Origin of the sequence: Paeniglutamicibacter sp. MACA_103 (assembly GCF_045798555.1) — a bacterium.
Lineage (GTDB): Bacteria > Actinomycetota > Actinomycetes > Actinomycetales > Micrococcaceae > Paeniglutamicibacter.
On record NZ_JBIXLN010000035.1, the window covers coordinates 1 to 23,853 of the forward strand.

Genomic DNA, 23,853 nt, shown 5'->3' on the forward strand with positions numbered 1-23,853 from the left:
CGAACCCTGCGCCTGCATCACCGCAAGGGCCGTGTGGTTCTCCGAGGCGATCATCTCCAGCCCGCGCTGCTGGCGCGCCAGCTCCGCGTCGATGCGCTCCGCGATCTCCGGATCCAGGGTCCCGATGTCCTGCGTCAGCGACGCAGGGGCAAGGGATTCGAACACTGCGGTCACGCTACGTCTCCGCCGTTTGCCGAAGCGTAGTCGGCGGCCGAGAGCAGCGGGCCCTCTTCGGTGACCTCGACGGTGAAGAGCCAGCCGGCGCCGTACGGGTCCTCGTTAAGGATGGCCGGGTTGTCGATGGCGTCCTGGTTGACCTCGACGATGGTGCCGCTGACCGGGGCGTACAGGTCGGAGACCGACTTGGTCGACTCGACTTCGCCACAGGTTTCGCCGGCGGTGACGGTGTCGCCGACCTCGGGCAGGTCAACGTACACGACGTCGCCCAGTGCGTCCGCGGCAACCTGGGTGATACCGACCTTGGTCGGGGTCGAGGCGTCGACCCATTCGTGCTCGGCCGAGTAACGAAGGGAGGCAAGAACCTTGCTCATGGGGATGTTTCCTCTCAAAGAATGTGGGTAATAAGGTAAGCCGGTAATCGGTGGCGGGGACGCGCTGCGCCTCCGCCACCGACAACGTTACTTGGCTCGGGTGTAGAACGGCAGTGTGACGACTTCAAATGCCTCGGGCTTGCCACGCAGGTCGACATCGACCTTGGTGCCGACCTCGGCGAACTGCGGCTGCACGTACGCCAAGGCCACCGGGTAGCCCAGGGTCGGCGAAGGTTGGCCGGAGGTGACGGTGCCGATCTGCGCACCGTCGACCGACACCGGGTATCCGCCGCGGCCGGCGCGACGGCCCAGGCCCTTGAGGCCCACCAGGACCTTCTTGGCACCTTCGGCCTTGATGGCCTCCAATGCCTTGCGTCCCGTGAAGTCCTCTTCCTTCTTGAAGGACACGATCGGGCCGAGGTTGGCCTCGAACGGGTTGCCCTCGAGGGAAAGCTCGTTGCCGTACAGCGGCATGCCGGCCTCCAGGCGCAGCGAGTCGCGGCAGGCCAGGCCCGCGGGGATCAGCCCGTGGTTGGCGCCGGCAGCCATGAGTGCATCCCAGAGTTCGGCGGCCTGGGCGTTGGGCACGTAGAGCTCGAAGCCGTCCTCGCCGGTGTAGCCGGTGCGTGCCAGCAGCACGTCGATGCCGGCAACGGTGGCCTCGTCCGCGGCGTAGTAGCTCATCTCGGACACCAGCGCCTTGGCGGACTCCTCGACGACCTCGTGCAGGATGGCCACGGAGGCCGGTCCCTGCACGGCGATCAGCGAGGTCTCGGCCGACGCGTCGGTGACGGTGACGTCGAAGCCCGCGGCGCGCTCGGCCAGGGCCGCGGCAACCACCGGGGCGTTGCCGGCGTTGGGCACGACCAGGAACTTCTCTTCGCCGCGGCGGTAGGTGATCAGGTCGTCAATGATGCCGCCGGCTTCGTTGCAGATCACCGAGTACTTGGCCTTGCCGACCTTCATCACTGCCATGTTGCCGGCCAGCGCGGAGTTCAGGAACGTCGCGGCCTCGGGTCCCTCGACCCAGACCTCGCCCATGTGGGAGAGGTCGAACAGGCCGGCGGTGGCGCGCACGGCCTTGTGCTCGGCCAGTTCCGAACCGTACTTCAGCGGCATGTCCCAGCCGCCGAAGTCGGTGAAGGAGGCGCCGAGTTCCGCATGCTTGGCATGCAGGGAGGTTTTCTTCGGGTCGCTCATCAAGCTACCTTTCGTGGGGCTCAAAAATGAGTGGCTGAATTAGTTTTCGAAGGCTTCGGGAGCCGGGCAGGAGCAGATCAGGTTGCGGTCTCCGCCTGCTCCGTCGATGCGTCCCACGGCCGGGAAGTACTTGTCCACCTTCAGGGCGGGCACCGGGAAGGCTGCCTGCTCGACGGTGTACTTGCGGTTCCAGGCGGTGTTGACCACGGCGGCCACGGTGTGCGGGGCGTTGCGCAGCGGGGATTCCTCGATGGAGAAGTCCCCGGCGAGCACCTGCTGCATCTCGGCGTGGATCGCGATCATGGCCTCGATGAAGCGCTCGATCTCGCCCAGGTCCTCGGACTCGGTCGGCTCCACCATCAGGGTGCCGGCGACCGGGAAGGACAGGGTCGGGGCGTGGAAGCCGAAGTCGATCAGGCGCTTGGCCACGTCCTCGGCGGTGACGCCGGTCTTGTTGGTCAGCTCGCGCAGGTCCAGGATACACTCGTGCGCGACCAGGCCCTTGTTGCCGGTGAACAGGATCGGGAAGTACTCGTTGAGGCGGGACGCGATGTAGTTCGCCGAGAGGATCGCGGTCTTGGTGGCGTCGGTCAGGCCGTCGCCGCCCATCATCGCAATGTAGGCCCAGGAGATCGGCAGCACGCCGGCGGAGCCGAACATGGTGGCGACCACCGGGACGCCGTCGCGCGTCGAGTAGGTGCCCGAGGCGTCGCCCGGCAGGAACGGGATCAGGTGCTCGGCAACGCCGATCGGGCCCACGCCCGGTCCGCCGCCGCCGTGCGGGATGCAGAAGGTCTTGTGCAGGTTCAGGTGCGACACGTCGCCGCCGAACTTGCCCGGCTGGGCGAGGCCGACCAGGGCGTTCATGTTGGCGCCGTCGATGTAGACCTGGCCTCCGGCGGCGTGGACCTTGTCGCAGACCTCGCGCACGTCGGCGTCGTAGACACCGTGCGTGGAGGGGTAGGTGATCATGATGGCGGCAAGGGTGTCCTTGTTGGCCTCGATCTTCGCGTCCAGGTCGGCGGCGTCGATGCTGCCGTCGGCAGCGGTCTTCACCACGACGACCTTCATGCCGGCCAGCACCGCGGAGGCGGCGTTGGTGCCGTGTGCGGAAGCCGGGATCAGGCAGACGGTGCGTGCGTCGTCGCCCTTGGACTGGTGGTAGGCGCTGATCGCGAGCAGGCCCGCGTATTCGCCCTGCGACCCGGCGTTGGGCTGGATGGAGACGCCGGCGTAGCCGGTGATCTCGGTCAGGCGGCCCTCGAGGTCGGTGATCAGTTCGCGCCAGCCCTCGGTCTGGTGTTCCGGGGCGAAGGGGTGGATGGAGGCGAACTCGGGCCAGGAGATGGATTCCATCTCGGCGGTGGAGTTCAGCTTCATGGTGCACGAGCCCAGCGGGATCATGGTGCGGTCAAGCGCCAGGTCGCGGTCCGAGAGGCGGCGCAGGTAGCGCAGCATCTGGGTCTCGGACTTGATGGTGTTGAAGATCGGGTGGGTCAGGTAGTCGCTGGTGCGCTGCACGGCGGCGGCCAGCTCGAAGCCCTCGGCCTTGACGTCGGCACCCTCGATGCCGAAGACGGCGGCGATGGCGGCCACGTGGGCGGCGGTGGTGGTCTCGTCGGTGGAGATGCCCACGGTGTCGGCGTTCACGCGGCGCAGGTTGATGCCGGCGGCCTCGGCGGCGGTGATGATGGAATCAACATCGGCGACCTTCACCTGGACGGTGTCGAAGAACGAGTCGGCAACCAGTTCCAGGCCTGCACCCTTCAGTGCGGTGGCGATGGTGCGGGCGTGGTTGTGGGCGCGCTGGGCAATCCGCTTGAGGCCCGCCGGGCCGTGGTAGACGGCGTACATCGAGGCGGTGATGGCCAGCAGCGCCTGGGCGGTGCAGATGTTGGAGGTGGCCTTCTCGCGGCGGATGTGCTGCTCGCGGGTCTGCAGGGCCAGGCGGTAGGCCGGGGTCCCGGCGTCGTCCTTGGACACGCCGACCAGGCGGCCGGGCAGCGAACGCTCCAGGCCGTTGCGCACGGCCAGGTAGGCTGCGTGCGGGCCGCCGAAGAACAGCGGCACACCGAAGCGCTGGGTGTTGCCCACGGCGATGTCGGCGCCCTGGTCGCCCGGGGCCGTGATCATGGTCAGGGCCAGGATGTCGGCGGCGATGGTGACCATGGCACCGCGTTCCTTGGCGGCGGCGATGACGGCGGCGTGGTCCACAACCGCGCCGTTGTTGCCCGGCTGCTGCAGCACGATGCCGGAAATATCGCCCTCGGGCAGGCCGGCGGTCAGGTCGGCGATCTCGACCTCGAAGCCCAGTGCGTCGGCGCGTCCCTGCACCACGGCGATGGTCTGCGGGAAGAGGTTGGCGTCCAGCACGGTCTTGGCGGTGGCCTTGGCCTTGTTGGCGCGGCGCATCAGCAGCACGGACTCGGCGACGGCGGAGGCCTCATCGAGCATCGAGGCGTTGGCGATCGGCAGCGCGGTCAGGTCCATGACCATGGTCTGGAAGTTCAGCAGCGCCTCAAGGCGGCCCTGGGAGATCTCCGGCTGGTACGGGGTGTAGGCCGTGTACCAGGCCGGATCCTCGAGCACGTTGCGCAGGATCACCGGCGGGGTGTGGGTGTCGGAGAAACCCTGTCCGATCATCTGGGTCTTCATCACGTTCTTGTTCGCCAGCACGCGCAGGTCGGCCAGGACCTCGGCCTCGGTCAGCGCAGCGGGAAGGTCAAGCGGTTCGGACTGGCGGATGTCGGCCGGAACGGCCGTATCGACGAGTTCGTCGAGGGAAGAATAACCAAGCTGCGAAAGCATGGTGTCAATGTCGCTGCCCTGGGGGCCAATGTGGCGGGCGACGAACTCAGCGGACGGGGTCACGGTCATGGGGAACTCCATTGGGTCATCGGCGTGCGGGCACACCGAACGAGCTGCAAGTTCCTCCCCGACCCTGTTGCTTTGACCTGAGAGTTTCCGCAATATGCCGGCCTGGTTAGGCGGCACACGCTTGCACCTTCGGTGAGCCGCACCGCCGAAAGGCGATGTTGCTACTTTCCAGAGTTGCCTCTTCGCGGCGGTACGGGGGCCTGAGAGTTTCCCGGGGAGGAATTGCTCCTACGGCGCCCGACCAACTTTCGCTGAACGGGACTCTCCCGCCGCATGTCAGTGGCTGCGCCCCCTGCGAGGCACGCCTCCCATCCTACCGGCGAAGCGTGAGCCAAACAACACGGAACATGCCGATGCGGATCCATGCGACTTTTCCACGACATATCCGCCGCTTCCATCCGCCCGAGACCCCCGACCGTGCCCGAAAACAATCCGCATGCCCGGCCGCACGCAAAGGTTGAGGACGACAAAGGCCGACAGGCTGCCCACGTCGACGAGGGCGGCGGGACGCGCCGGCTGTGGGCGGCCCGCAGCGATGCCGAGCGGCCGGCTGGCCAGCAGCACAAAGTATTGCCATCGCCCGCTGCCGACGCCGCCGCGACCTACGCGACTCCCGGCAAGGCTCCCCGGTTCGCCGCATTCAGCCATACCTTCAACATCACGGACGCCAAAACACTTGACACTTCAACAAATGGGGGTCTATCGTGTTACTTGAAGCTTCAATAAACAGGATTTGAGGATCAGATGAAGAACTTCCTCGCTCGACTCTTCGGAAAGAAGAACACCATGAACATCGACATCACCATCATCGGCACCGGCAACATGGGCCGAGCACTGGCCACCCGCACGATCGCCGCCGGCAAGAGCCTGCAGGTCCTGGCCCGCACCACCGAGACCGCAGCGACGTTCGCCGCCGAGTTCGGTGCGGGAGTCGCCAGCGGCAACACCGCCGAGGCCCCGGCCGGGCGCATCGTCGTGTTGGCACTTCCCTTCGACGCCGCCAAGGAATACGTCTCCGCCCAGGGTTCAGCACTGGACTCGAAGATCCTGGTCGACATCACCAACCCGGTGGACTTCGCAACCTTCGATTCGCTGACCACCGCCGCGGGCAGCTCGGCCGCCGAGGAAATCTCCGCCTTGACCTCAGCCACCGTCGTGAAGGCCTTCAACACCACCTTCGCCGGGCCACTCACCTCCGGCACCGCCGACGGCAAGCCGCTGGATGTCTTCGTTGCCGGCGAGGAATCCGCCCGCGGCGAGGTCGCTGCATTCGTCGCCTCCGCCGGCATGCGCCCGTTGGAGGTCGGAGGCCTGCACCACGCCCGCGAGCTCGAGGGCTTCCAGCTGCTGGTCATGGCCATGCAGGTCAACCCGGCACTGCCGGACTTCAACTGGGGAACCGCCCTCACGGTCGTGGGCTGAACCGCCCCGTCCCCACGACACCCGCTACGCGAGGGGCGGAACTGCCATCGGGCGGTTCCGCCCCTCGAGTGTTGCCGCGGGAGCCGCTGGACCGGGCTAGACGATGCCCGAGACCCCCAGCCAGGAACCGATGGCGAAGGTGACGGCGAGCGCCGCGGCGCCGCCGACCAGCACCCGCAGGGTCGGGCGCAGCACCGGGGCCCCGCCCAGCCGCGCGCCCGTCGCCCCGGTCACCGCCAGCGCCAGCAACACCGCCACGAAGGTCACCGGCACCCTCATCCCCACGGGCAGGAACACCGCCGTGGCAAAGGGCAGCGCGGCACCCACGGTGAAGGCGAAGGCCGAGGCGATGGCAGCATGCCAGGGATTGATCACCTCGTCCTCGTCCAGCTGCAGCTCGACATCCAGGTGCGCCTTGAGCACATCATGCTCGGTCAGTTCCAGTGCGACTTGCTGCGCCGTTGCGGGGCTCAGCCCCTTGGCCTCGTAGAGACCGGCCAGTTCCGCCAGTTCCTCCTCGGGCATCTCGGCCAGTTCCCGGCGCTCCTTTTCAATGAGCGCCTTCTGCGAGTCCGCCGAGCTGGACACCGAGACGTACTCCCCCAGCGCCATGGAAATGGCGCCGCCGATCGCCGCGGCGGCGCCGGCCGCCACCACCGGGCCCGTTGCCGTGGTGGCACCGGCAACGCCGACCACCACCGCCGCCACCGAAACGATTCCGTCGTTGGCACCGAGCACCCCGGCACGCAGCCAGTTCAGCCTTTCGGCCACTCGCTGGTCGTGCGGTTCGCCCTCGTGCCCTGTCTCCTGCTGCTCCATGGACACCAGCAAAGCACCCGGCCGCACCTATTGGCCAGCGGACCACGGGTTTCCGTTTCCGGAACTTCGCGTGGAAACTATGACGTCACCGCCAGCGAGACGTAGCCGGGATAGCGCGGACTGAGCGAGTCTCCCGAGGACTTCCCGGTGAGCCGGCGCTTGACCCACGGGGCCAGGTGTCCCCTGGTCCAGGCGGCATCCTCGCGCAGCCTTTCAAGACGTGTCTTGGCCACGGGAGCGGAAAGTTCCGGGACCTCGATGTGCGCGTCGTGTTCCAGCACGCCGAGCACCTTCTTGGCCATCAGCGCGTGCCCGGCGGCATTCATGTGCAGGCGGTCCGTGGCCCAGTAGCGCCAGTCCCGGAATTCGCGCCAGCGCCAGTAGTCGGCAACCACGGCGCCGAACTCGTCGGCGATCTCGCGCACCGCCTCGTTGTAGATCGCGGTGCGGCCGCGGGTCTTCCCGAAGATGGCCGAGCCGCTTGAATCGAACCCGGTGAAAAGCACCAGGGTTGCACCGGTGGCCGCCAACTGCGCCACCGCATCCCGGTACTTGAGCATCAGGTCGTCGATGTCCACGGACGGGCGCAGGATGTCGTTTCCGCCCATGTACAAGGTGACAAGCGTGGGCTTCAGGGCCAGGGCCGCAGGCAGCTGCTCGGCGAGGACCTGGCCGATCTTCTTGCCACGGATGGCCAGGTTCGCGTATCCCCATTCCGGGTCCGCACAAAGTTCTTCGGCCACGCGGTCGGCCCAGCCTCGCACCTGGTGGGGCCGCAGCGGATCCGCATCCCCCATGCCCTCGGTGAAGGAGTCGCCCAATGCCACAAATCGTTTCGCAAATTCCACCGCTCCAGCCTAGCGCCGGAAGCGGCCCGGGTTCGCTATGTGCCACGCCTCGGCGTAGTTCACGGGAACCGCCGGGTCCGGGCACAGCGGAACCCCAACCGGGGAGGGCGGGCTGGAAAGCATGAAGACCAAAAAACGACACGGAATCCACGCCGCCGACTTCCACGGTTCCGCACCACCGGCCGGCACCCTGGCTCGATGACATCCACGGGAGCCAATTCGTGGACGACACGTACACCGGGATCATCTAGTCGTCGAACCCCGGCGGGCCGTTGCCCGCTACCCGGCGAGCAGCACCTGGCGGGCCAGCACGCTGAGTTGCCCGCCGCGCGATCCGGTGCCGTTGGCCTCTGCGCGCGCCGGGACGTAGCCCAGCGCCAGCCCGTAGGCCGGATCGGCATAACCCAGCGACGCGTTGGCCCCGTCGTGGCCAAAGGCCCGGGCGGAGCCGAAGTCGTTGTTCGGGTGCGCCTTCATGAACCCGATGGCGAAGGCGCCGGGATTCCCGTTGGCCCGGGACAGCCCGTAGACCCGGTCCTGGCTCACCGCGGCAATGCTCTCCGCCGTGAGGAACGGGGCGTGCTCGTCGCCGGCTTCGTCCACGAACCCGGTGGTCGCCGCGGCGTACAACTTGGCCAGCCCGCGGGCGTTGGCGACGCCGCCGAGGGCGGCCAGGCCGGCCTCGCGGATGGAGCGCACGTTCGGCACGTCGATGATGTCGAAGCTCGGCCCCTTGGGACCGTCGAAGCCGCCGGTGGAGTTCACCGCCAGCCCAAACGGGGAGAACGGGTCGATGAACGGCGCCGGTTCCTCGGTGCCGCCCTTGAGCACCGGGCGGAATCGCGGCTCCAGCTCCTCGGGCAGGCCCAGGTAGAAGTCGATGTCGTGCGGGGCGCGGATGCGGCGTTCGAAGATGTCCTGCAGTGACTCCTGCGCGCAGCGGCGTGCAAGTTCCTCCATGAAGACGCCCATGGTCAGCGCATGGTAGGCATGGACCCCGGCGGCATTCCACAGAGGGGCGGCGGCCGCGATGATGCCCGCGGCCAGCCGGGAGTCGATGAGTTCCTCCTGGGTGAACCCGCCCTCGACGCCGGGCAGCCCCGCCTGGTGGCTGAGCAGCTGGGCGACGGTGATGCCGGCTTTGCCCGCCGCGGCGAACTCCGGCCAGTACAGGGCCACGGGGGCCTCCAACTCCAGCAGCCCCTGCTGCACCAGCAACGCGATGACCAGCGCGCCGGCGCCCTTGGAGCAGGAGAACACCCCGGTCATCGACTCGCGCTCGCTGTTCTGCCCCACGCTGGCATCGAGCACCAGCTTGCCGGCCTGGTAGATGGCCAGCTGCGCGGAATAGCCCGGGTCGGCGTCGGCGAAGGAGTCCAACAAATCGGCCACCGGGGCGAAGCGCTGGTCAATGACGTTGATGGTGTTCGTCTGCGTAGTCACCTGCACAACATTACCCATCGCCGGGAAGATTCGCGTGCGGAACGTGCAGGCGGAGCGGTCAGGCCGCCGGCGTTTCCTGCCGGTAGCGCAGCAGCCAGCGGTCATCGACCTGCTGCCAGAAGGACGAACAGAGGATCACCTGGTCCCCGGCCAACAGCCGGTATGCCAGTTGCACCTTGTTCTGGCCCCACGGAGTGGCGGCGAGCACCTGGAGCGCGCCGCCGGCCGGCAGCGCATGGCCGCCGGTGAGCGCGGCGATGATGGTGGAGCGGTCGGTGAGCGACCCGTCCCGGCTGATCTCCTGGAATTCCGGGTGCAGGAACGCCATGACCTCGTCCAGGTCCCCGCGCACCGCGGGCGAGAGCAGTTCGCTTTCCAGCTCGAAGACCATCTGCAAATCCGCGGCGCTGCGTTCCGAGGGATCCGTGGCGCGCGGGGCGGTGGGCTCCGGGGCCGGGGCGGCGGGTGCGGACTCCGCGGGTGCCGCTGCAGGTGCCGTCTCCGGTGCCGCGGCGTCCAGGTCCTCGAGGGGCAGCGGGTCATGTCCGTCTGGCTCGGGGACCTCGTGGTTCGCCATGCGTTCCTGGGCGCTTCGCGTGCCCTCCAGACCGGGGCCCGCGTCGGGTTCCCGTCCGGCCTGGTAGGCGGTGGCGGCGGCACGTGCCCGGTCGTCGGCGGCCTCGTTGAGGTCGTGGCCCGCATGGCCCTTGACCCACTCGAAGGTGTACTTGCGCCCCTTGATGGCCTCGTCGATGTCCTTGAGCAGATCCAGGTTCAGCACCGGCTTGCCGTCGGACTTCTTCCAGCCCTTCTTCTTCCAGCCCGGCATCCACTTGGTCACGGAGTTGATCACGTATTGCGAGTCGCACAGGATGTGCAGGTCCTCGTCGGGCAGGTGCGCGGTGGAGCGGAAGAGGTCCAGCACCGCCATGAGCTCACCCATGTTGTTGGTGCCGTGGGCCCACCCGCCGGCACGCCAGTGCTCGTCGTCGATGTACCAGGCCCATCCTGCCGGTCCGGGGTTTCCAAGTGCTGATCCGTCTGCGGCTGCGGTGATCGTCATGCTTTCAATCCTGCCACGGTCCCACCGACAGAATCACATCGGCGGTGATAGCGCTCCCCCGGCCATGGCCTTGTCCGTTTCCAGGTCGTACGCCGGGGCCATGGGGATGGGCCGGACACCGCGGCACCATTGAACCACCGCCGAGGCGTGTGCCGCCGATATCGGCCAGCCCATGAACATCGCCGTCGTCGATGCAGGCGCGAACTTGGTCTCCCGCGTGCGGATGGACGTTGCCTGGCTGGGCAGCATCGACATCTCCCTCAACAAGGCCTTCACCGCCCGGGCCTTCGACCTGCCCGCCCGGGTCCTGGCGGAGAACGCGCAACCCAACCTGCAGTTCTACGGGATCCGCGCCTCCGGCCACGGGTGCATCATGATCTTTGCCGGGGCATCCCGCTTCGCCGCGACGGCGAGGTCGTCGGTGCGATCGGGGCCAGCGGCGGGTCCGGGGCCCAGGCCCAGGCAGGTAGCTGCGCGGCACACGGCAAAGCGCCACACCATTGCGGTGCGGCGCTTTGCTGGTGGTGCTAGTTCTGCTCGGCTACGTACTCATCCGATGCCCCGGCCGGAGCCGGCGGAGCGACGGGCGTCGCAGTGGTTCCGAGGAGCCCGGAGAGCATTCCGGCGATATCGATCTCGGTGCTGCCCTTGATCATGGCAAGGCCCTCGGTGACAATGCGATTGGCCTGCTTGACCGCATCCGAGGCACCGTCCGAACTGATCACCGTGTAGTTGTCGATGCCGGACACGGCATCCGAGCTGGCCTTGACGATTTCCGGCAACGCGCTGATCGCGAGGAACGCCAGCGACGCCTGGGTGTGTCCGGTCAGGGCCACGGCCTTCGCATCCTCGGCCTTGGCGTTTGCCTCGCCAATGGCGGCGATGGAGGCGCCTTCCGCTTCGCCGCGCACGCGAACGGCGTCGGCTTCCGCCCGGGCCTTCAGCTCGATGGCCGAGGCCTCGCCCTGGGCCTGGAACACCTCAGCGTTCTTGGAGGCCTCCGCTTCAACCGTCTTTGCCGCGGCGCGTGCCTCGGCATCGGCGATGGACGCCTTCTTGGAGCCCTCGGCCTCAATCGTCTTCGAATTGGCGCGCGCGGTGGCGCTGAAGACGTCCGCGTCGCGCTTGGCCTCGGCCTCGGTGCGCATCTTGTAGGCCTGGGCGTCGGCAGGCTTGTGCACCTCGATGTCCAGGCGTTCCTGCTCCACCAGGGCCTTCTCGGCCAGGGCCTTGCGCTCCAGCTCGGCGACTGTCACATCCTGCTCTGCGGTGGCGATCCCCTTGGCGGCCTCTGCGATTGCTTCGGCGCGGTCCCGTTCGGCCTTGAATTCGGCCTTCCTGATGGCCAGGTCCCGCTCGAGGGCTGCGGTCTCGCCCTCCTGCGCAATGCGGGCCGCTTCGGATTCCTGGAAGGCCTTCGACGTGGCGATGCGCGCCTCGCGCTTGGCCCGTTCCAGGCCCGGCTTTCCGACTTCCTCCAGGTAGTCGATGGTCGTCGGCTTGTTGTCCGGGCCGATCACCGTGCGCGAGGGGGTGCTGACCGACGAGATGTTGAAGGCGTCGATCTGGATTCCCTGCTCGGCGAACTGGGTGACCGCCGATTCCAGGGACTGGTCCTGGAATTCCTTGCGGTTGTTGTTGGCGTCCTCCACCGACATGGCCGAAACGATGCCGCGCAGCACGCCCTCGGCCGACTTGGTCACCGAGGCGTTCAGGTCCTCCTTCGAGTGCGTGAGGAAACGCTGGACGGCCTTGCTCATCCCCTCCACCGAGTCGTCGAACTTGAAGTTCAGGCTGGCTGTCACCGAGGTGGTGATGAAGTTCTTGTCAACGCCCTCCACGGCAAGCTCCACCTGGCGCTGCTCGAGCGACATGACGTATTTCTGGTGGATGACCGGCAGGAACAGCACGATGCCCTTGGTGAAAATTTGCACCTGCCCCTTCGATCCCTTGCCGGCGCGGATGATTGCCTGGTTGGGTGCCACGGTTACCAGTCGGGTCGTGGCGTACCAGACGAGGGCGATGAGGACAGCGAGGACCGCTGCGACGGCGATGACGGTTCCATTTGCGGCAAAATCCATGGTTATATTCCGTTCAGTTCGGAGGTGGATGCGACCCTGATGCGGTCACCAACAATGGCCACGACGGCAATTGGTGTGCCCTTCTCGATGGGGCTGCTGGAAAATACGAGGCGCTGATTGATTTCATCGGGGTGGTCCAGCTGAACCTTCCCGACGATGTCGTTGATGTCGGTGGTGGCAACGCCAAGCAGTCCGATAATTTCGTGCGGCTGTGCGTTGGAGATACTTGCCAACTTTCGGGCAAGCAACCCTACGCCGACGATGGCAATCACTCCCAGAAGGGCTCCCGCGGTGTAGGCCAGAGCCAGTGGACCGTCGTTGAGCAACACAATCGCACCCGCGGCGCCGAAAAGCGTGGCTGCCGCACCGACGGCAGTGGTGGAGATGATTCCGTCGAAGAAATCGACCACCTCTCCCAGGGTCATGGACACGATGAGGAGCAGGAGGCCAGCGCCTCCGATCACTGCAAATGCGAGCATGTGGATTCTTTCGTGGGTTGGTTGCCGGGCCAAATGGCGCAGCATGATTCATGTGCGGCAAAGGCTGAGACTCTTGCGCCCGGGCTTCCCAAGCTGTGGAAATCTCCTGACACAGACAGGATCGATACCCGTCGGGGTACCTTCTCGGCTACCTCACCTGGCATATACTCTATCCGTTTGCCGTAAAGATTTCGGTTTTCGACGTCGCGCGCGGGTCGATGCACCAGGGGACAGCACCACCGCCCGGGAACGACAGGTCAGCGAACCGGGTTCAGACGTGGCGAGAAAGCCGAGGGGACCGCATCGCGAAGAGCAGCGAATCGCGGGCCACCCCGTCGATCAGCTTGTGTCCGTGCAGGTAGTCCACGCACCGCATTCCCACCTTCTCCAGCACCCGCACCGAGGCAAGGTTCTCCGGCCTGCAGGTGGCGAGCACACGGGAAATCCCCAGGCCGTGCCAGGCAAGTTCCAGCATGGCCGTTGCCGCTTCCGCCGCATAGCCGTTTCCCCAGGCGTCGGCCCGCAGCACGTAGCCGATTTCGGCCTCGCCCGGCTCCCGGACCAGGTCCGACTCTGCGCGCATCAATGCGATCGAGCCAATGGGCGTTGAATCGCGCGTCACCGCCAGGGTATGGGTTTCCCGCGGCCGCACGCCCTGCTCGGCCTCGCATTGGCGCAGGAACCCGGCCGTGTCTTCCGGGGTGTTGGGACCCCATTCAAGGAAGGCGCACACCTGCGGATCCGCGGCAAATGCATGGACCGCGTCCAGGTCATCCAGGGAAAATTCGCGCAGGACCAGGCGCTTCGTGGAAATCTCCATGAGTCACATCCTTCCACGCCCGTCGCGATGTCCATTGCCGCTCCCGGGCACCCCCTGATTCCGGCGCCGGGACGCGGCGTGTTCGGCCCCTCGCCACGCCGTTTCCGGGCATAGGCTCATCCCCATGGGCTCCTTGCTGAGCGCAGCGCAGCGGGCCGCTCTCTACGATGCGGAAAACCGCTGGGCTGCCGACGACGATTTCTTCCTCACCTTGATCAACGAACGGCCCGCAAGCCGCGTGCTTGACCTGGGCTGCGGCACCGGACGATTGACCCTGGCACTGGCTAGGGCCGGGCACGAGGTGACGGGCGTCGATCCGCACCCCGGCTCGCTGGCCGCGGCCCGGGCCAGGCCCGGCGCCGACGCGGTGACCTGGATCGAGGGCACCTCCACGGCGCTGGGGGACGATGATTCCTTCGATGCGGTCCTGATGACCTCGCACGTCGCCCAGTCCATCATCGACGAGGATCAATGGAGCCGGACGCTGGCCGACATCCGGCGCGTCCTGGTGCCCGGCGGCAGGCTGGCCTTCGACTCCCGTGATCCGCTCGCGCGCGTCTGGGAACGCTGGACCCCGGCCACCACGCGGAACCAGTTCACGCTGCCCGACGGCACCAAGCTGCACCTGTGGGTCGACTCGGCCCCACACGAGGCGGGACTGGTGAAGGTCACCGAGCACCGGCTCTTTGCCGACGGTTCCAGGGAGCTGGAGGACGCGGTGCTGGCGTTCCGCAACGAGGACCGGCTGCGCGGGGACCTGGACGCGGCGGGCCTGCACGTGGATGCGGTGCTGGGCGGCTGGAACGGCGAACCCGTCGGCCGGGGCGCAGGCGAACTCATCGTCGTTGCACACCGCTGAGCTTCGCCGAACCACCTGCGGCGGTTGGCGCCGCAGGGGCTCCCGGCGGCTTTCCGCCCGCTCAGCGATAGCCCGTGGCGTCGGCCGGCAGCCCCGGGTCCTGCACCTCGACCATGTAGCGCCAGCAATCCGGGGCCGATCCGTCCAGGTCCGTGAAACCATACTCGCGGGCCAGGCCCCCGGAGGAGAACGACCCTCCGCTGCGCGCAAGGACGTCGGGATCCGCCGCCAGCGCGGCGACGGCACGCCCCACGAACAGCGGGGATTCGCTGATCGCGGCAAAATGGCCGTGTTCGGCGCTGGCCGTCCTCCAGTTCGATTCGTCGACGCCGAAGGCCTCGAGCATCATCTCCGAGCGCAGCCAGCCCGGGCTCAGCGCCACCGCCGCGCAGCGGTGCGGCTCCAGCTCGTGCGCCAGCGTGAAGGCCATGCGCAGCGCGGCGTTCTTGGCCAGGTCGTAGAACGTGGAAAGCCGGTAGTTGCCCCGGTTGTAGGCGGCGGTCCCGTCGGTCACCTCGATCACCAGGCCGCCGGGATTGCGCACCAGCAGCCCCAGCGCGTGGTGGGAGGTGATGAGGTGGGTCTTCACGCCCAGCTCAAGCATCCGCAGCCCGGCCTCCAGGTCGTGCTCCCAGACGGGCTGGTTCCAGCCGATGAGCTTCTCCCCGCCCCAGATGTCGTTGACCAGCACGTCCAGCCGGCCCTGCTCGGCATCGATGCGTGACACCAGCGCCGCCACGGCGCCGGGATCCAGGTGGTCCACCGCCACCGCGATGCCCACGCCGCCGGCCGCGGTGACCAGCTCGGCGGATTCCTCGATGGTTTCGGGGCGGTCGTATTCGCTGCGTGCCGCCCGGGTGCTGCGTCCCGTGCAATACACCGTCGCCCCCGCCTCGCCCAGGGCGATGGCGATGCCGCGCCCGGCCCCGCGCGTGGCCCCGGCCACCAGTGCAACCTTCCCCGCCAACGCTGCGTCCATGTACCCACGCTAGCCCCGGCATCCGGGGTCCCGCCAGAGGACGGGGCTCCCGGTTCCCCTGACCCCTGGGTCTGCCGGGTCCCGGATACGCCAAGACCCCGCCCTCATCGGGCGGGGTCTTTCGGCTCTTGGCTGCGCGGTGTGCGCCTACTTCGCGGGGTACAGCGGGTTGTGCCCGGCTGTGACCTTTTCGGATTCGCGGACCGGGCCCGGCGCGGTGCCCGTGCCCCAGGGGCTGCCGCCCAGGACCTCGCGGCCGTGGGGCTCGAGCCAGTTTTCCAGGTCCGGGCCGACCGGGACGATCTGCGTCGGGTTGATGTCCTCGTGCACCACGTAGTAGTGCTTCTTGATCTGGTCGAAGTCGACGGTGTCGCCGAAGCCCGGCAGCTGGAACAGCTCGCGGGCGTAGGCCCAGAGGTTCGGCATCTCGGTGAGCTTGTTCCGGTTGGCCTTGAAGTGCCCGTGGTAGACCGCATCGAAGCGGACCAGCGTGGTGAACAGGCGCACGTCGGCCTCGGTGATCGAGTCCCCCATCAGGAAGCGGCGGGTGGCCAGCCGTTCCTCGAGCCAGTCCATGGCGGTCCAGAGGCGGTCGTAGGCCTCGTCGTAGGCTTCCTGCGTCCCGGCGAAGCCGCAGCGGTAGACCCCGTTGTTGACCTCGGTGAAGATGCGCTTGATGACCGGCATCATCTCCTCGATCTTGTCCGCCGGCAGCAGGTCCGGGGCGCCCTCGCGGTGGAATTGGCTCCACTGGGTGGAGAGGTCCATGGTGATCTGCGGGTAGTCGTTGGTCACCACGGCGCCGCTGGGCACGTCGACGATGGCCGGCACGGTGATGCCGCGCGGGTAGTCGGCGAAGCGCTTGAAGTAGTTCTCCTGGATGCGCTCGGTGCCCAGCACCGGGTCCACCCCGCCCTCATCGAGGTCGAAGGTCCATGAGCGCACGTCGTGCACCGGACCGGGGGTGCCCAGCGAGATGGCGTCCTCGAGGCCCAGCAGGCGTCGCACGATGATGGCGCGGTTGGCCCAGGGGCAGGCGCGTGCGGCCACCAGCCGGTAGCGTCCGGCCTCGAGGGGCCAGAGCTCGGCGCCCTCGGCGATGCCGGCGTGCACGTTGCCGATGCTGCCCTCGGTGGCTCCTCCGGAGGTGCGCACCGCGTCGGGATCGGCGACGATCCGGTCCTGGATGTAGTTGGTGTCGCGCGTGAATTCCGCGCCCGTCACATACGCACCGGCGGTGCTGTACTGATCTTCGCTCATAACCCAACCCTAGTTTCGTGTGCATGGATGCACCATCGCGGAAAAGAAAAGGAGGCCCGCCCGGGAGGGAAAGATCCCGGGCAGGCCCTGTTCCCGCCGGACCGTGCACGCATGCCTGGGAGCACACGCGGCACCGGGTCCGGAAGGGGAATCGGATGCCGGCCGGCGCCACCCCAAGGTGCGCCGGACAGGTCATCCGAAAAGTGGCGGCAAGGCCTTAGGCGGAGACCAGCGCTGCGTCGCGAACCGACTTCATGGCCACGGTCCACGGCACCAGCTGGTCCAGGACCGGGGCCAGCGAGGCTGCCTGCATCTCGGTCGGCTTGAACACCGAGAAGTTCTCGAAGTCGGTGAACAGCGAGAACATGCCGGTCTTCTGCACGTGGGCGACCTGCAGCTCGGAGAGGATGCCGCGCAGGTGCTCGACGGCGCGCACGCCGTAGGCAGAGCCGTAGGAGACGATGCCGGCGGCCTTGTTGGCGAACTCGGCGTTCAGGTAGGACAGCGCGTTGGCCAGGGCCGGGGCGACCGAGTGGTTGTACTCGGGGGTGACGAAGACGAAGCCATCGAACTCGGCGATCTTGGCGGACCATGCCTTGGTGGCATCGTTCTGGTAGTTCTGGTAGGCGGCCGGGTAGGCTTCGTCCAGCAGTGCCAGGTTGAAGTCCGCGATGTCAACGAGCTCGTAGTCGGCGTCGCCGCGCAGCTGGGCCTGTTCCAGGACCCACTGGGCCACGCCGGCGTTGTTGCGGCCCGGACGGGTTGAACCGGTGATGATGGCAATCTTGGTCATGCGTGATCTCCTTGAACTGGCACGAAGCGCGCCCCTGTTTGCTGACGCGTCAACTAAAACTTGATATTTATATCCTGCCGCGAGACGATTGACGTGTCAACTAAATTTCCCGAAGTGTGAGGCATGCCATGTCCGAGCCCCGATGGCTCAACCAAGACGAACAACAGCTTTGGCTGGAGTTCCGCGAATTCCTCTGGGGTTTCCCCCGGTCGATGGACCGCCAGCTGGCCCGTGATGCCGGGATGTCCAGTGGCGAGTACTCGGTCCTTGCCGCCGTTTCGCAGGCAGCCCCCGATGCCCTGCGCCCCGGCGACCTGGCCTCGTCCCTGGAATGGGATCGCTCGCGGGTGTCCCACCTGTTGCGCCGCATGGAGGCCAAGGGCCTGATCGAGCGGTGCGCGTCGAGCTGCGACGGCCGCGGCCAGGACATCAAGATGACCGAGAGCGGCTGGAACACCATTCGCGGCGCCGCACCGGGACATGTGTCCTTCGTGCGGGAAACGCTCTTTGACTCGCTCTCCGCGGACGAGCGGGAGCAGTTTCGCGCCATGCTCACCAAGATCCGGTCGGCGGCGGTCGAGCGCGAGCTCTGGTGACCCCTCCGGTCCTCCCGGCGCGGACTCCAGGGACCGGTGCGGCAGGCCTACTCCCCGTGTTCGGCGGTTGAGGGCCACTGCCCCTGGGCCGTGAACGACGTCGCCCAGTAGAACGGGTTCAACTCGCTCAGCGTGCGCATTTCCCACTCCGCGCCGCCGGCGGATCCCGGGACTGCCGCCAGGACGCCGGGGCCCCACACGGCAAGCCGCTCCTGGCAGATTCCGCACGGCGCCAGCACCTGGTAGGTCCCCTCTTCGGTCCCGCCGGTCACGCAGGCCGACGCCACCACCCTTTTCCCCAACGTGTAGGCCCGGGCCACCGCCCCGGTCTCGGCGCACAATGTCGCCGCCGCGTTGAAGTTGTCGAAGCTGACGCTGGTCAGGATTTGCCCGTCTTCCAGCACCACGGCGGCTGCGGCAACCGAATCCCGTGCCCCGGGCCACCTCGTCCGTAGTTGTTCGATGGCGGCTTCAACGAGTTTTTGGTTCGGGTCCATGCGGCAATTCTGCCACGCAAAACGCGTTCGCGGCCTTCAAAGGCGAAGACAACCCGATGCCAGGGCAACGACGGCGACCACCCCGGTTCCGCAACCCCTGCCCCGGAGTCGGTGTCCCCCGCCGCCGGCCCGCCCCGCGGTTTTCGGGTTGTCCACAACCCCGCGCACCCCGGCCACCGCACCTTCCCGCGCGGTGCACACTGGGAGACATGGAAACGCAGGCGCTCATCCAAGCCCTCACCGACGACGGTGGCGATCCGGGACACCCAGTGTCGCCGGTCGAGAAGCTGCGCCTGCTCAATGCCCTGGCCCAGCGCTCCGGCGACCTGATCGCCGAGCTCACCTTGGAGATCGCTTCCCCCACCCAGGCCGCCCTGTTTGCGCACACGATCGAAGGCATCCACCGGCTGGCCGAACTCGCGCAGATCCGCGCCGCACACGCCGCCCAACGCACCCTGGTCCAGGACCTGCCCGAAGCGAACCTCGAACAGGCCCGCAGCATTGCGCGCGACCCGGCCGCCTTCATCCGCGGCGAGTTGCAGCTGTCCGCGGACCCGGCCACCGTGCCCACGGGGCTGATGCCGTTCAAGGACACCACCGCCTTCCTGCAGGGAAGCCTGGGGCTGAGCCACTTCGCCGCCCGCGACCGCCTGCACGCCGCCAACACCCTGCTCCCCCGCACCGACATTCACGGAAACACCTGCGCTCCGCGCTATCCCAAGCTCGCCGAGCAGGTCCATGCCGGCGCCGCCCGCCTGGGCGCCGCAACGGCCGCGGCCCGAAAACTGGACAAGCTCGCCCCCTCGATCGCCGCCCATCCCGAGCGCCCGGACCTTGCCGTGCGTCTCGAGGAAGAGGTCGCAGAATCCGTCGTCGCCGGCATCCCCAGCGCCACCAACAGGCTGCTCAATGCCCTGGCCGACGAACTGGACAACACCGCCGAGGCCGAACCGACCCCGGAAGAGATCCAAGCCAAGGCCGGCATCCTCATCACCAAGCGCACGCGCCACTTCACGTGGATGTCCCTGTGCATGCGGAACACCGACGCCGAGGTCTTCCTGGCCCACTTCGCCGCCTCGGACAACCCCCGCACGCTGGCCGGCAACCGCGAGGCGCTGGCCACAGCCGCCACCGGCATGGCCCCCGCCAACACCGCGGCCAACGGCAACGGTGCCGACGATAACGGCAACCGGGTCCACGGCGACGACACCACGGACGGCCCCGACTGGTTCACCCGCCCCGAGAACGCCGAAAACGACGTCCTGGACGAACCGGCGTCCGGATCCACCGACTTGCTCAACGGAACGGTTCCCGGCGCCGACGGCCTCACCCCACCCCAACGCCACCTCCAGACCCTGCTCAACCTCATGCGGGCCCCGGCCAAACCGCCGGGAAAGGGCACCACCGGGCTGCCCACCGCCCAGTTGGTCATCCACTGCCGACTCGACACCCTGCTCGGCCTGGCCAAGGGCGCGGGCTGGAGCGCCCACGGCCTGGAAATCCCCATAGGCGAGGTCCGAAGACGCCTCGCCACCGACGGCGTCATCCCCGTGGTCCTCGGAGGCCAAAGCGAAATCCTCGATCTCGGCCGGGAAATGCGTTTCGCCCCCGACCACATCAGGCGCGGCGTCCTGGCCCGCGACGGTGGATGCTTCTACCCTGGCTGCACCGTTCCGCCCGAACACCTGGAAATGTGCCACATCGATTCATTCGCGCAAGGCGGCCACACCAGCGTCCACAAGTTCACCCCCGGCTGCTCTTCCCACCACCACATGGCCGACAACGGACTGCTCACGCTCGTCATCCACAACGGCATCCCGCACGTGATCCTCCCCAAGCACCTCGACCCCGAACAACTGCCCCGCCGCAACAACTACTGGCAACAGCCGCAGACCACACTCTTTTAAGAGCCCGGGTCCGGCATCGGAGCCGCACGATTGGCGAGCAAAGGCGAATGGTGCCGAGGTGCTTCCGCAACTATTTGCGAAAACACCTCGGCACCCATTTACCCGCAGCCTCAGTGCAGCGGGGTCTCGACGAATCCCCTGCCGATCATCCCGGTCGTAACGAGGGAAAGCGTCATGATGCGTTGACCTTTCCAAAGATGTCGAGGACTTCTTCGCGCGTGGTGGCATCCTCCAGCCGTGACACCTGTTCCTTGTCGGTGAAGACCCGGGCAATCGTGGACAGGATGGCCAGATGCTCGTTGTTCACCCCGGCGATGCCGACCACGAACCTGACCTCCTTGCCGTTCCAGTCGATGCCTTGCGGATAGCAGATGATCGAGACCGCCGTACTGGAGATGTGGCCTTTTGCCTCGTTCGTGCCGTGCGGGATGGCCAGAAAGTTCCCCATGTAGGTGGACACCGATGCCTCGCGGGCGTGCATCGAGGCCACATATGCTTCGTTCACCGCGCCACGGCCCAGCAGCAGCGCCCCGGCTTCGTCGATTGCGGCGTCTCGCGAGGCAGCGCTGCCGGTGAGCACGACGCTGTCGGCGACCAGGATCTGCCCTCGTGCCGGTGCAGCGGATTCCGGCGTGGATTCCACCGGCACGGCCGGGTCCTGCGGGTCGCCATGCGTGGCAGCCTCGGAGTGTGTTGCCATGATTTTTCCTAATCGTTTGTCCTGCTGCGCCGCAGGAAAAGAAAGTGGACAGGTATGGACGCCTATGACGTCTTCGAGATCCGATGCAGCCATTCCAGGAACATCTTCATTTCCGTGCTGGAAAGCTGCTGCGGGTTCGAGGACTCGAGGGCGGCATTCAGGGCGATGGCGGCCACGACGACCGAGGAGGTCTCCACCGGCGTTGCGGAGTCGGCGATGCCGGCCTCCGAGGACACCGCGGTGATGACGGCGTCGCGGGTCATGTCCGAGAGTTCGAAGTTCCGACCGGCCTCAGGCTCGGCGATGAGCATCAGGGTGACCCCGATGTTCGCCGCCAGGATGCTGCGCACCGCATCGGCCGGTGCCACATTCAGGTGCCCGGACTCCGCGGCACGATCCAGTTTCTCCCGCAGCAGCGCTTCGGCCTCGGCAACCCGGTTCGACCGGCTTCCGGGCCGCACGTTGCCGAACATCACCAGGTACAGGTGCGGCTGCTCGATGCCAAAGCGCACGTGCTGGTCCCACATGCGCCGCACGTCGTCAAGTGGTTTATCGGTGTTGACGAGGCCCATTTCCCGGGCGAAGTACTGCTCGAAACCCACGGCAACAACCGCGTCGAACAGCCCTTCCTTGTCACCGAAGTGGTGGTACAGCGTCGGCGCCGTGACCCCCGCCAACTCGGTGATCTTCCGGGTCGAGACAGGAGCCCCGTCCGAACGCGCCAAAAGTTCGACGGCGGCCTGCAGCAGCCTCTCTCGTGGCGGAAGCTGGAAGTCAAGACTCATGACTGCTACCCTAGCACCTATAGCATCGCTATATGAAGGGGATCACACCTTGAGTTCGACTCGAGTCCTGGCGTGATCGACGGCTGCCTTGCGCAACGGACAACCCCAGAACAACCCACCGGATCGAGGAACATAAGTGCTGAACTTCTCAGGAGTGGGCGTCACGCCCGGACGCGTCATCGGAACCATCCGCCACATGCCCCCGGCGCTGACCGAACCTCCCGCAGGAGAACAGCTGGACGGCCAGATGTCGGCGGAGCAGGCAATCGCCGGGCTCAAGGACGCCGCCTTGCGCGTCCAGGCCGAGTTGCGCACCCGCGCGGCAGGCGCCAGTCCCGAGGCCAAGGCCGTCCTGGAGGCCACCGCGCTGATGGCCACCGACTCGATGCTGCTCAAGGGCGCCAACAAGATGATCAACGGCGGGCTTTCCGCCGAACGCAGCATCTGGGAATCGGGCGAGACCGTCGCCCAGATGCTCATCACCCTCGGCGGCTACATGGCCGAACGCTCCACCGACGTGCTTGACGTGCGCGCCCGCATCGTGGCCGAGCTGCGCGGTGTCCAGGCCCCGGGGATCCCCGACTCGGAGACCCCGTTCATCCTCGTCGCCGACGACTTGGCGCCCGCCGACACCGCCACCCTTGACCCCGCGAAAGTCATTGCGCTGCTGACCACCGGCGGCGGACCCCAGTCGCACACCGCCATCATCGCCCGCGACCTGGGCTTGACCGCGGTGGTCGCCGCCCCGGGGCTCGAGACCCTGCTGGCCGGAACCGAGGTGTTCGTGGACGGCGCCGCCGGAACGATTTCCACCGAACCCGGCGAACCGGAGCGCGAGGCCGTCGCCGCCTGGCTGAAGAACGCGGCACTGCTGAGCGTCTTCGACGGCAACGGAGAGCTGGCCGATGGCCACCTTGTCCCGCTGCTGGCGAATGTCGGCGGCGGCAAGGACGCCGTGAAGGCCGCCGCGGCCGGCGCCCAGGGCGTGGGCCTGCTGCGCACCGAATTCTGCTTCCTGGGCCGCGACACCGAGCCGTCCGTCGAGGAACAGGTCGCCGAGTACAAGGCGGTCTTCGACGCCTTCGAGGGCAAGAAGGTCGTGGTGCGCACGCTGGATGCCGGTGCCGACAAGCCACTGCCGTTCCTCACCGACACCTCCGAGCCGAACCCCGCACTGGGCGTGCGCGGCTACCGCACCGACACCACTTCTCCCGGAGTGCTGGCCCGCCAGCTCTCCGCCATCGCCACCGCGGCATCCGAGTCCGGCGCCGAGGTGTGGGTCATGGCCCCGATGATTTCCACGCCGTCTGAGGCCTCTGATTTCGCCGCCATGTGCGCCGCCGCCGGACTGGCAACGCCCGGGGTCATGGTCGAGGTCCCCTCGGCCGCGCTCAGCGCCGCGCCCATCCTCTCCAGCGTCGCATTTGCCTCCCTGGGCACCAACGACCTGACGCAATACACCATGGCCGCCGACCGCCAGCTTGGCCCGCTCGCCGCGTTGAACAACCCGTGGCAGCCGGCGGTGCTGCGCCTGATCGAGCTGACCGTCGCCGGTTCCCGGGCCGAGGGCAACAACAAGCCCGTCGGCGTCTGCGGGGAGGCCGCGGCCGACCCCGCGCTGGCGGTGGTGCTGGTCGGCCTGGGCGTCTCGACGCTATCGATGTCCGCCAGGTCGCTGGCCGCCGTGGCCGCGGTGCTCAAGACCGTCACCGTGGAACGAGCCGGCGAATTGGCGCAGCTGGCCCTGGCCGCACCGAGTGCCGAGGCCGCACGCGCCACCGTGCGCGGGCAGCTGCCGGCACTCACCGAGCTCGGCCTCTAGCCCACCTCCGGCCGCATCACCGGCCGCTTCCTCCCCCATCCGCTTCACACAT

The 23,853-nt window shown here is 67.5% G+C and carries 23 protein-coding genes, 3 pseudogenes and 1 riboswitch; of the genes and pseudogenes, 7 read left to right on the top strand and 19 right to left on the bottom strand.

The genetic code is table 11. The features are described from left to right. From ACIPVK_RS15740 to gcvP, 4 genes and pseudogenes are all read right to left on the bottom strand, one after another. A pseudogene (locus tag ACIPVK_RS15740) lies at nt 1-174 on the bottom strand (serine hydroxymethyltransferase); the annotation flags it as partial. Next, the gene (gene gcvH / locus ACIPVK_RS15745) at nt 171-551 is read right to left on the bottom strand and encodes a glycine cleavage system protein GcvH (protein ID WP_407612924.1); all 381 of its coding nucleotides are present in this window, start codon (nt 549-551) and stop codon (nt 171-173) included. The pseudogene ACIPVK_RS15740 and the gene gcvH, both read right to left, overlap by 4 nt. Nucleotides 552-638: 87 nt before the next feature. Then, nucleotides 639-1,751 (bottom strand): glycine cleavage system aminomethyltransferase GcvT, encoded by a 1,113-nt coding sequence (gene gcvT / locus ACIPVK_RS15750; RefSeq protein ID WP_407612925.1) that lies wholly within the window; start codon nt 1,749-1,751, stop codon nt 639-641. A gap of 39 nt (nt 1,752-1,790) precedes the next feature. Next, nucleotides 1,791-4,628, bottom strand: coding sequence for an aminomethyl-transferring glycine dehydrogenase (gene gcvP / locus ACIPVK_RS15755; protein WP_407612926.1), 2,838 nt, complete (start codon nt 4,626-4,628; stop codon nt 1,791-1,793). A gap of 178 nt (nt 4,629-4,806) precedes the next feature. Then, a riboswitch (glycine riboswitch) is annotated at nt 4,807-4,907 on the bottom strand. A gap of 138 nt (nt 4,908-5,045) precedes the next feature. On the opposite strand from gcvP, the gene ACIPVK_RS15760 reads away from it, so the two are divergent. Both ACIPVK_RS15760 and ACIPVK_RS15765 read left to right on the top strand, forming a co-directional pair. After that, nucleotides 5,046-5,354: a hypothetical protein gene (locus ACIPVK_RS15760; RefSeq protein ID WP_407612927.1), complete on the top strand. Its 309-nt coding sequence runs from the start codon at nt 5,046-5,048 to the stop codon at nt 5,352-5,354. An 18-nt stretch (nt 5,355-5,372) separates the two neighbouring features. Further along, complete coding sequence (locus ACIPVK_RS15765; RefSeq protein ID WP_407612928.1) at nt 5,373-6,050, top strand: NADPH-dependent F420 reductase; 678 nt, start codon at nt 5,373-5,375, stop codon at nt 6,048-6,050. A 96-nt stretch (nt 6,051-6,146) separates the two neighbouring features. Here ACIPVK_RS15765 and ACIPVK_RS15770 read toward each other — a convergent pair whose 3' ends face one another. The 5 genes from ACIPVK_RS15770 to ACIPVK_RS15790 all read right to left on the bottom strand — a co-directional run bounded on the left by ACIPVK_RS15770 (nt 6,147) and on the right by ACIPVK_RS15790 (nt 10,472). Next, entirely contained in the window at nt 6,147-6,869 is a 723-nt protein-coding gene (locus ACIPVK_RS15770; RefSeq protein WP_407612929.1) for a VIT family protein, read from the bottom strand. Between the two features lie 77 nt (nt 6,870-6,946). After that, nucleotides 6,947-7,717 (bottom strand): SGNH/GDSL hydrolase family protein, encoded by a 771-nt coding sequence (locus ACIPVK_RS15775; protein WP_407612930.1) that lies wholly within the window; start codon nt 7,715-7,717, stop codon nt 6,947-6,949. Between the two features lie 279 nt (nt 7,718-7,996). Further along, nucleotides 7,997-9,160 carry a serine hydrolase domain-containing protein gene (locus ACIPVK_RS15780; protein ID WP_407612931.1) on the bottom strand — a complete coding sequence of 388 codons (1,164 nt, stop codon included), beginning with the start codon at nt 9,158-9,160 and terminating at the stop codon, nt 7,997-7,999. A 58-nt stretch (nt 9,161-9,218) separates the two neighbouring features. After that, nucleotides 9,219-10,223, bottom strand: coding sequence for an RNase H family protein (locus ACIPVK_RS15785; RefSeq protein ID WP_407612932.1), 1,005 nt, complete (start codon nt 10,221-10,223; stop codon nt 9,219-9,221). Between the two features lie 33 nt (nt 10,224-10,256). After that, the gene (locus tag ACIPVK_RS15790; RefSeq protein WP_407612969.1) at nt 10,257-10,472 is read right to left on the bottom strand and encodes a hypothetical protein; all 216 of its coding nucleotides are present in this window, start codon (nt 10,470-10,472) and stop codon (nt 10,257-10,259) included. On the opposite strand from ACIPVK_RS15790, the pseudogene ACIPVK_RS15795 reads away from it, so the two are divergent. After that, a pseudogene (locus ACIPVK_RS15795) lies at nt 10,396-10,554 on the top strand (GlcG/HbpS family heme-binding protein); the annotation flags it as partial. The gene ACIPVK_RS15790 and the pseudogene ACIPVK_RS15795 overlap by 77 nt on opposite strands. A gap of 8 nt (nt 10,555-10,562) precedes the next feature. Here ACIPVK_RS15795 and ACIPVK_RS15800 read toward each other — a convergent pair. From ACIPVK_RS15800 to ACIPVK_RS15815, 4 genes are all read right to left on the bottom strand, one after another. Further along, nucleotides 10,563-10,706, bottom strand: a complete 144-nt coding sequence (locus tag ACIPVK_RS15800; protein ID WP_407612970.1) for a hypothetical protein — start codon at nt 10,704-10,706, stop codon at nt 10,563-10,565. 44 nt (nt 10,707-10,750) lie between these two features. Beyond that, nucleotides 10,751-12,304 (bottom strand): SPFH domain-containing protein, encoded by a 1,554-nt coding sequence (locus ACIPVK_RS15805; RefSeq protein ID WP_407612933.1) that lies wholly within the window; start codon nt 12,302-12,304, stop codon nt 10,751-10,753. 2 nt (nt 12,305-12,306) lie between these two features. Further along, nucleotides 12,307-12,828 carry a hypothetical protein gene (locus ACIPVK_RS15810; protein ID WP_407612934.1) on the bottom strand — a complete coding sequence of 174 codons (522 nt, stop codon included), beginning with the start codon at nt 12,826-12,828 and terminating at the stop codon, nt 12,307-12,309. Nucleotides 12,829-13,054: 226 nt separating this feature from the next. After that, the gene (locus tag ACIPVK_RS15815) at nt 13,055-13,603 is read right to left on the bottom strand and encodes a GNAT family N-acetyltransferase (protein WP_407612935.1); all 549 of its coding nucleotides are present in this window, start codon (nt 13,601-13,603) and stop codon (nt 13,055-13,057) included. A gap of 124 nt (nt 13,604-13,727) precedes the next feature. On the opposite strand from ACIPVK_RS15815, the gene ACIPVK_RS15820 reads away from it, so the two are divergent. Then, nucleotides 13,728-14,462 carry a class I SAM-dependent methyltransferase gene (locus tag ACIPVK_RS15820; RefSeq protein WP_407612936.1) on the top strand — a complete coding sequence of 245 codons (735 nt, stop codon included), beginning with the start codon at nt 13,728-13,730 and terminating at the stop codon, nt 14,460-14,462. 61 nt (nt 14,463-14,523) lie between these two features. Here ACIPVK_RS15820 and ACIPVK_RS15825 read toward each other — a convergent pair whose 3' ends face one another. The 3 genes from ACIPVK_RS15825 to ACIPVK_RS15835 all read right to left on the bottom strand — a co-directional run bounded on the left by ACIPVK_RS15825 (nt 14,524) and on the right by ACIPVK_RS15835 (nt 17,494). Further along, complete coding sequence (locus ACIPVK_RS15825) at nt 14,524-15,441, bottom strand: SDR family oxidoreductase (protein ID WP_407612937.1); 918 nt, start codon at nt 15,439-15,441, stop codon at nt 14,524-14,526. Nucleotides 15,442-15,588: 147 nt separating this feature from the next. Continuing rightward, nucleotides 15,589-16,701, bottom strand: coding sequence for a glutathione S-transferase family protein (locus ACIPVK_RS15830; protein ID WP_407612938.1), 1,113 nt, complete (start codon nt 16,699-16,701; stop codon nt 15,589-15,591). Between the two features lie 217 nt (nt 16,702-16,918). Continuing rightward, a complete protein-coding gene (locus ACIPVK_RS15835; protein ID WP_407612939.1) occupies nt 16,919-17,494 on the bottom strand; it encodes an NADPH-dependent FMN reductase in 576 nt (191 codons plus the stop codon). Between the two features lie 128 nt (nt 17,495-17,622). Here ACIPVK_RS15835 and ACIPVK_RS15840 point away from each other — a divergent pair, with 128 nt between their 5' ends. Beyond that, nucleotides 17,623-18,090, top strand: coding sequence for a MarR family winged helix-turn-helix transcriptional regulator (locus tag ACIPVK_RS15840; RefSeq protein ID WP_407612940.1), 468 nt, complete (start codon nt 17,623-17,625; stop codon nt 18,088-18,090). A gap of 47 nt (nt 18,091-18,137) precedes the next feature. Here ACIPVK_RS15840 and ACIPVK_RS15845 read toward each other — a convergent pair whose 3' ends face one another. Further along, a complete protein-coding gene (locus ACIPVK_RS15845; protein ID WP_407612941.1) occupies nt 18,138-18,587 on the bottom strand; it encodes a cytidine deaminase in 450 nt (149 codons plus the stop codon). Between the two features lie 209 nt (nt 18,588-18,796). On the opposite strand from ACIPVK_RS15845, the gene ACIPVK_RS15850 reads away from it, so the two are divergent. Then, a complete protein-coding gene (locus ACIPVK_RS15850; protein ID WP_407612942.1) occupies nt 18,797-20,494 on the top strand; it encodes an HNH endonuclease signature motif containing protein in 1,698 nt (565 codons plus the stop codon). 172 nt (nt 20,495-20,666) lie between these two features. Here ACIPVK_RS15850 and ACIPVK_RS15855 read toward each other — a convergent pair. After that, nucleotides 20,667-21,173: pseudogene (locus ACIPVK_RS15855) on the bottom strand (PTS sugar transporter subunit IIA); the annotation flags it as partial. Nucleotides 21,174-21,256: 83 nt separating this feature from the next. Further along, nucleotides 21,257-21,979, bottom strand: a complete 723-nt coding sequence (locus ACIPVK_RS15860) for a TetR/AcrR family transcriptional regulator (protein ID WP_407612943.1) — start codon at nt 21,977-21,979, stop codon at nt 21,257-21,259. Nucleotides 21,980-22,115: 136 nt separating this feature from the next. On the opposite strand from ACIPVK_RS15860, the gene ACIPVK_RS15865 reads away from it, so the two are divergent. Further along, the gene (locus ACIPVK_RS15865) at nt 22,116-23,801 is read left to right on the top strand and encodes a putative PEP-binding protein (protein ID WP_407612944.1); all 1,686 of its coding nucleotides are present in this window, start codon (nt 22,116-22,118) and stop codon (nt 23,799-23,801) included. Nucleotides 23,802-23,853 lie beyond the last annotated feature (52 nt).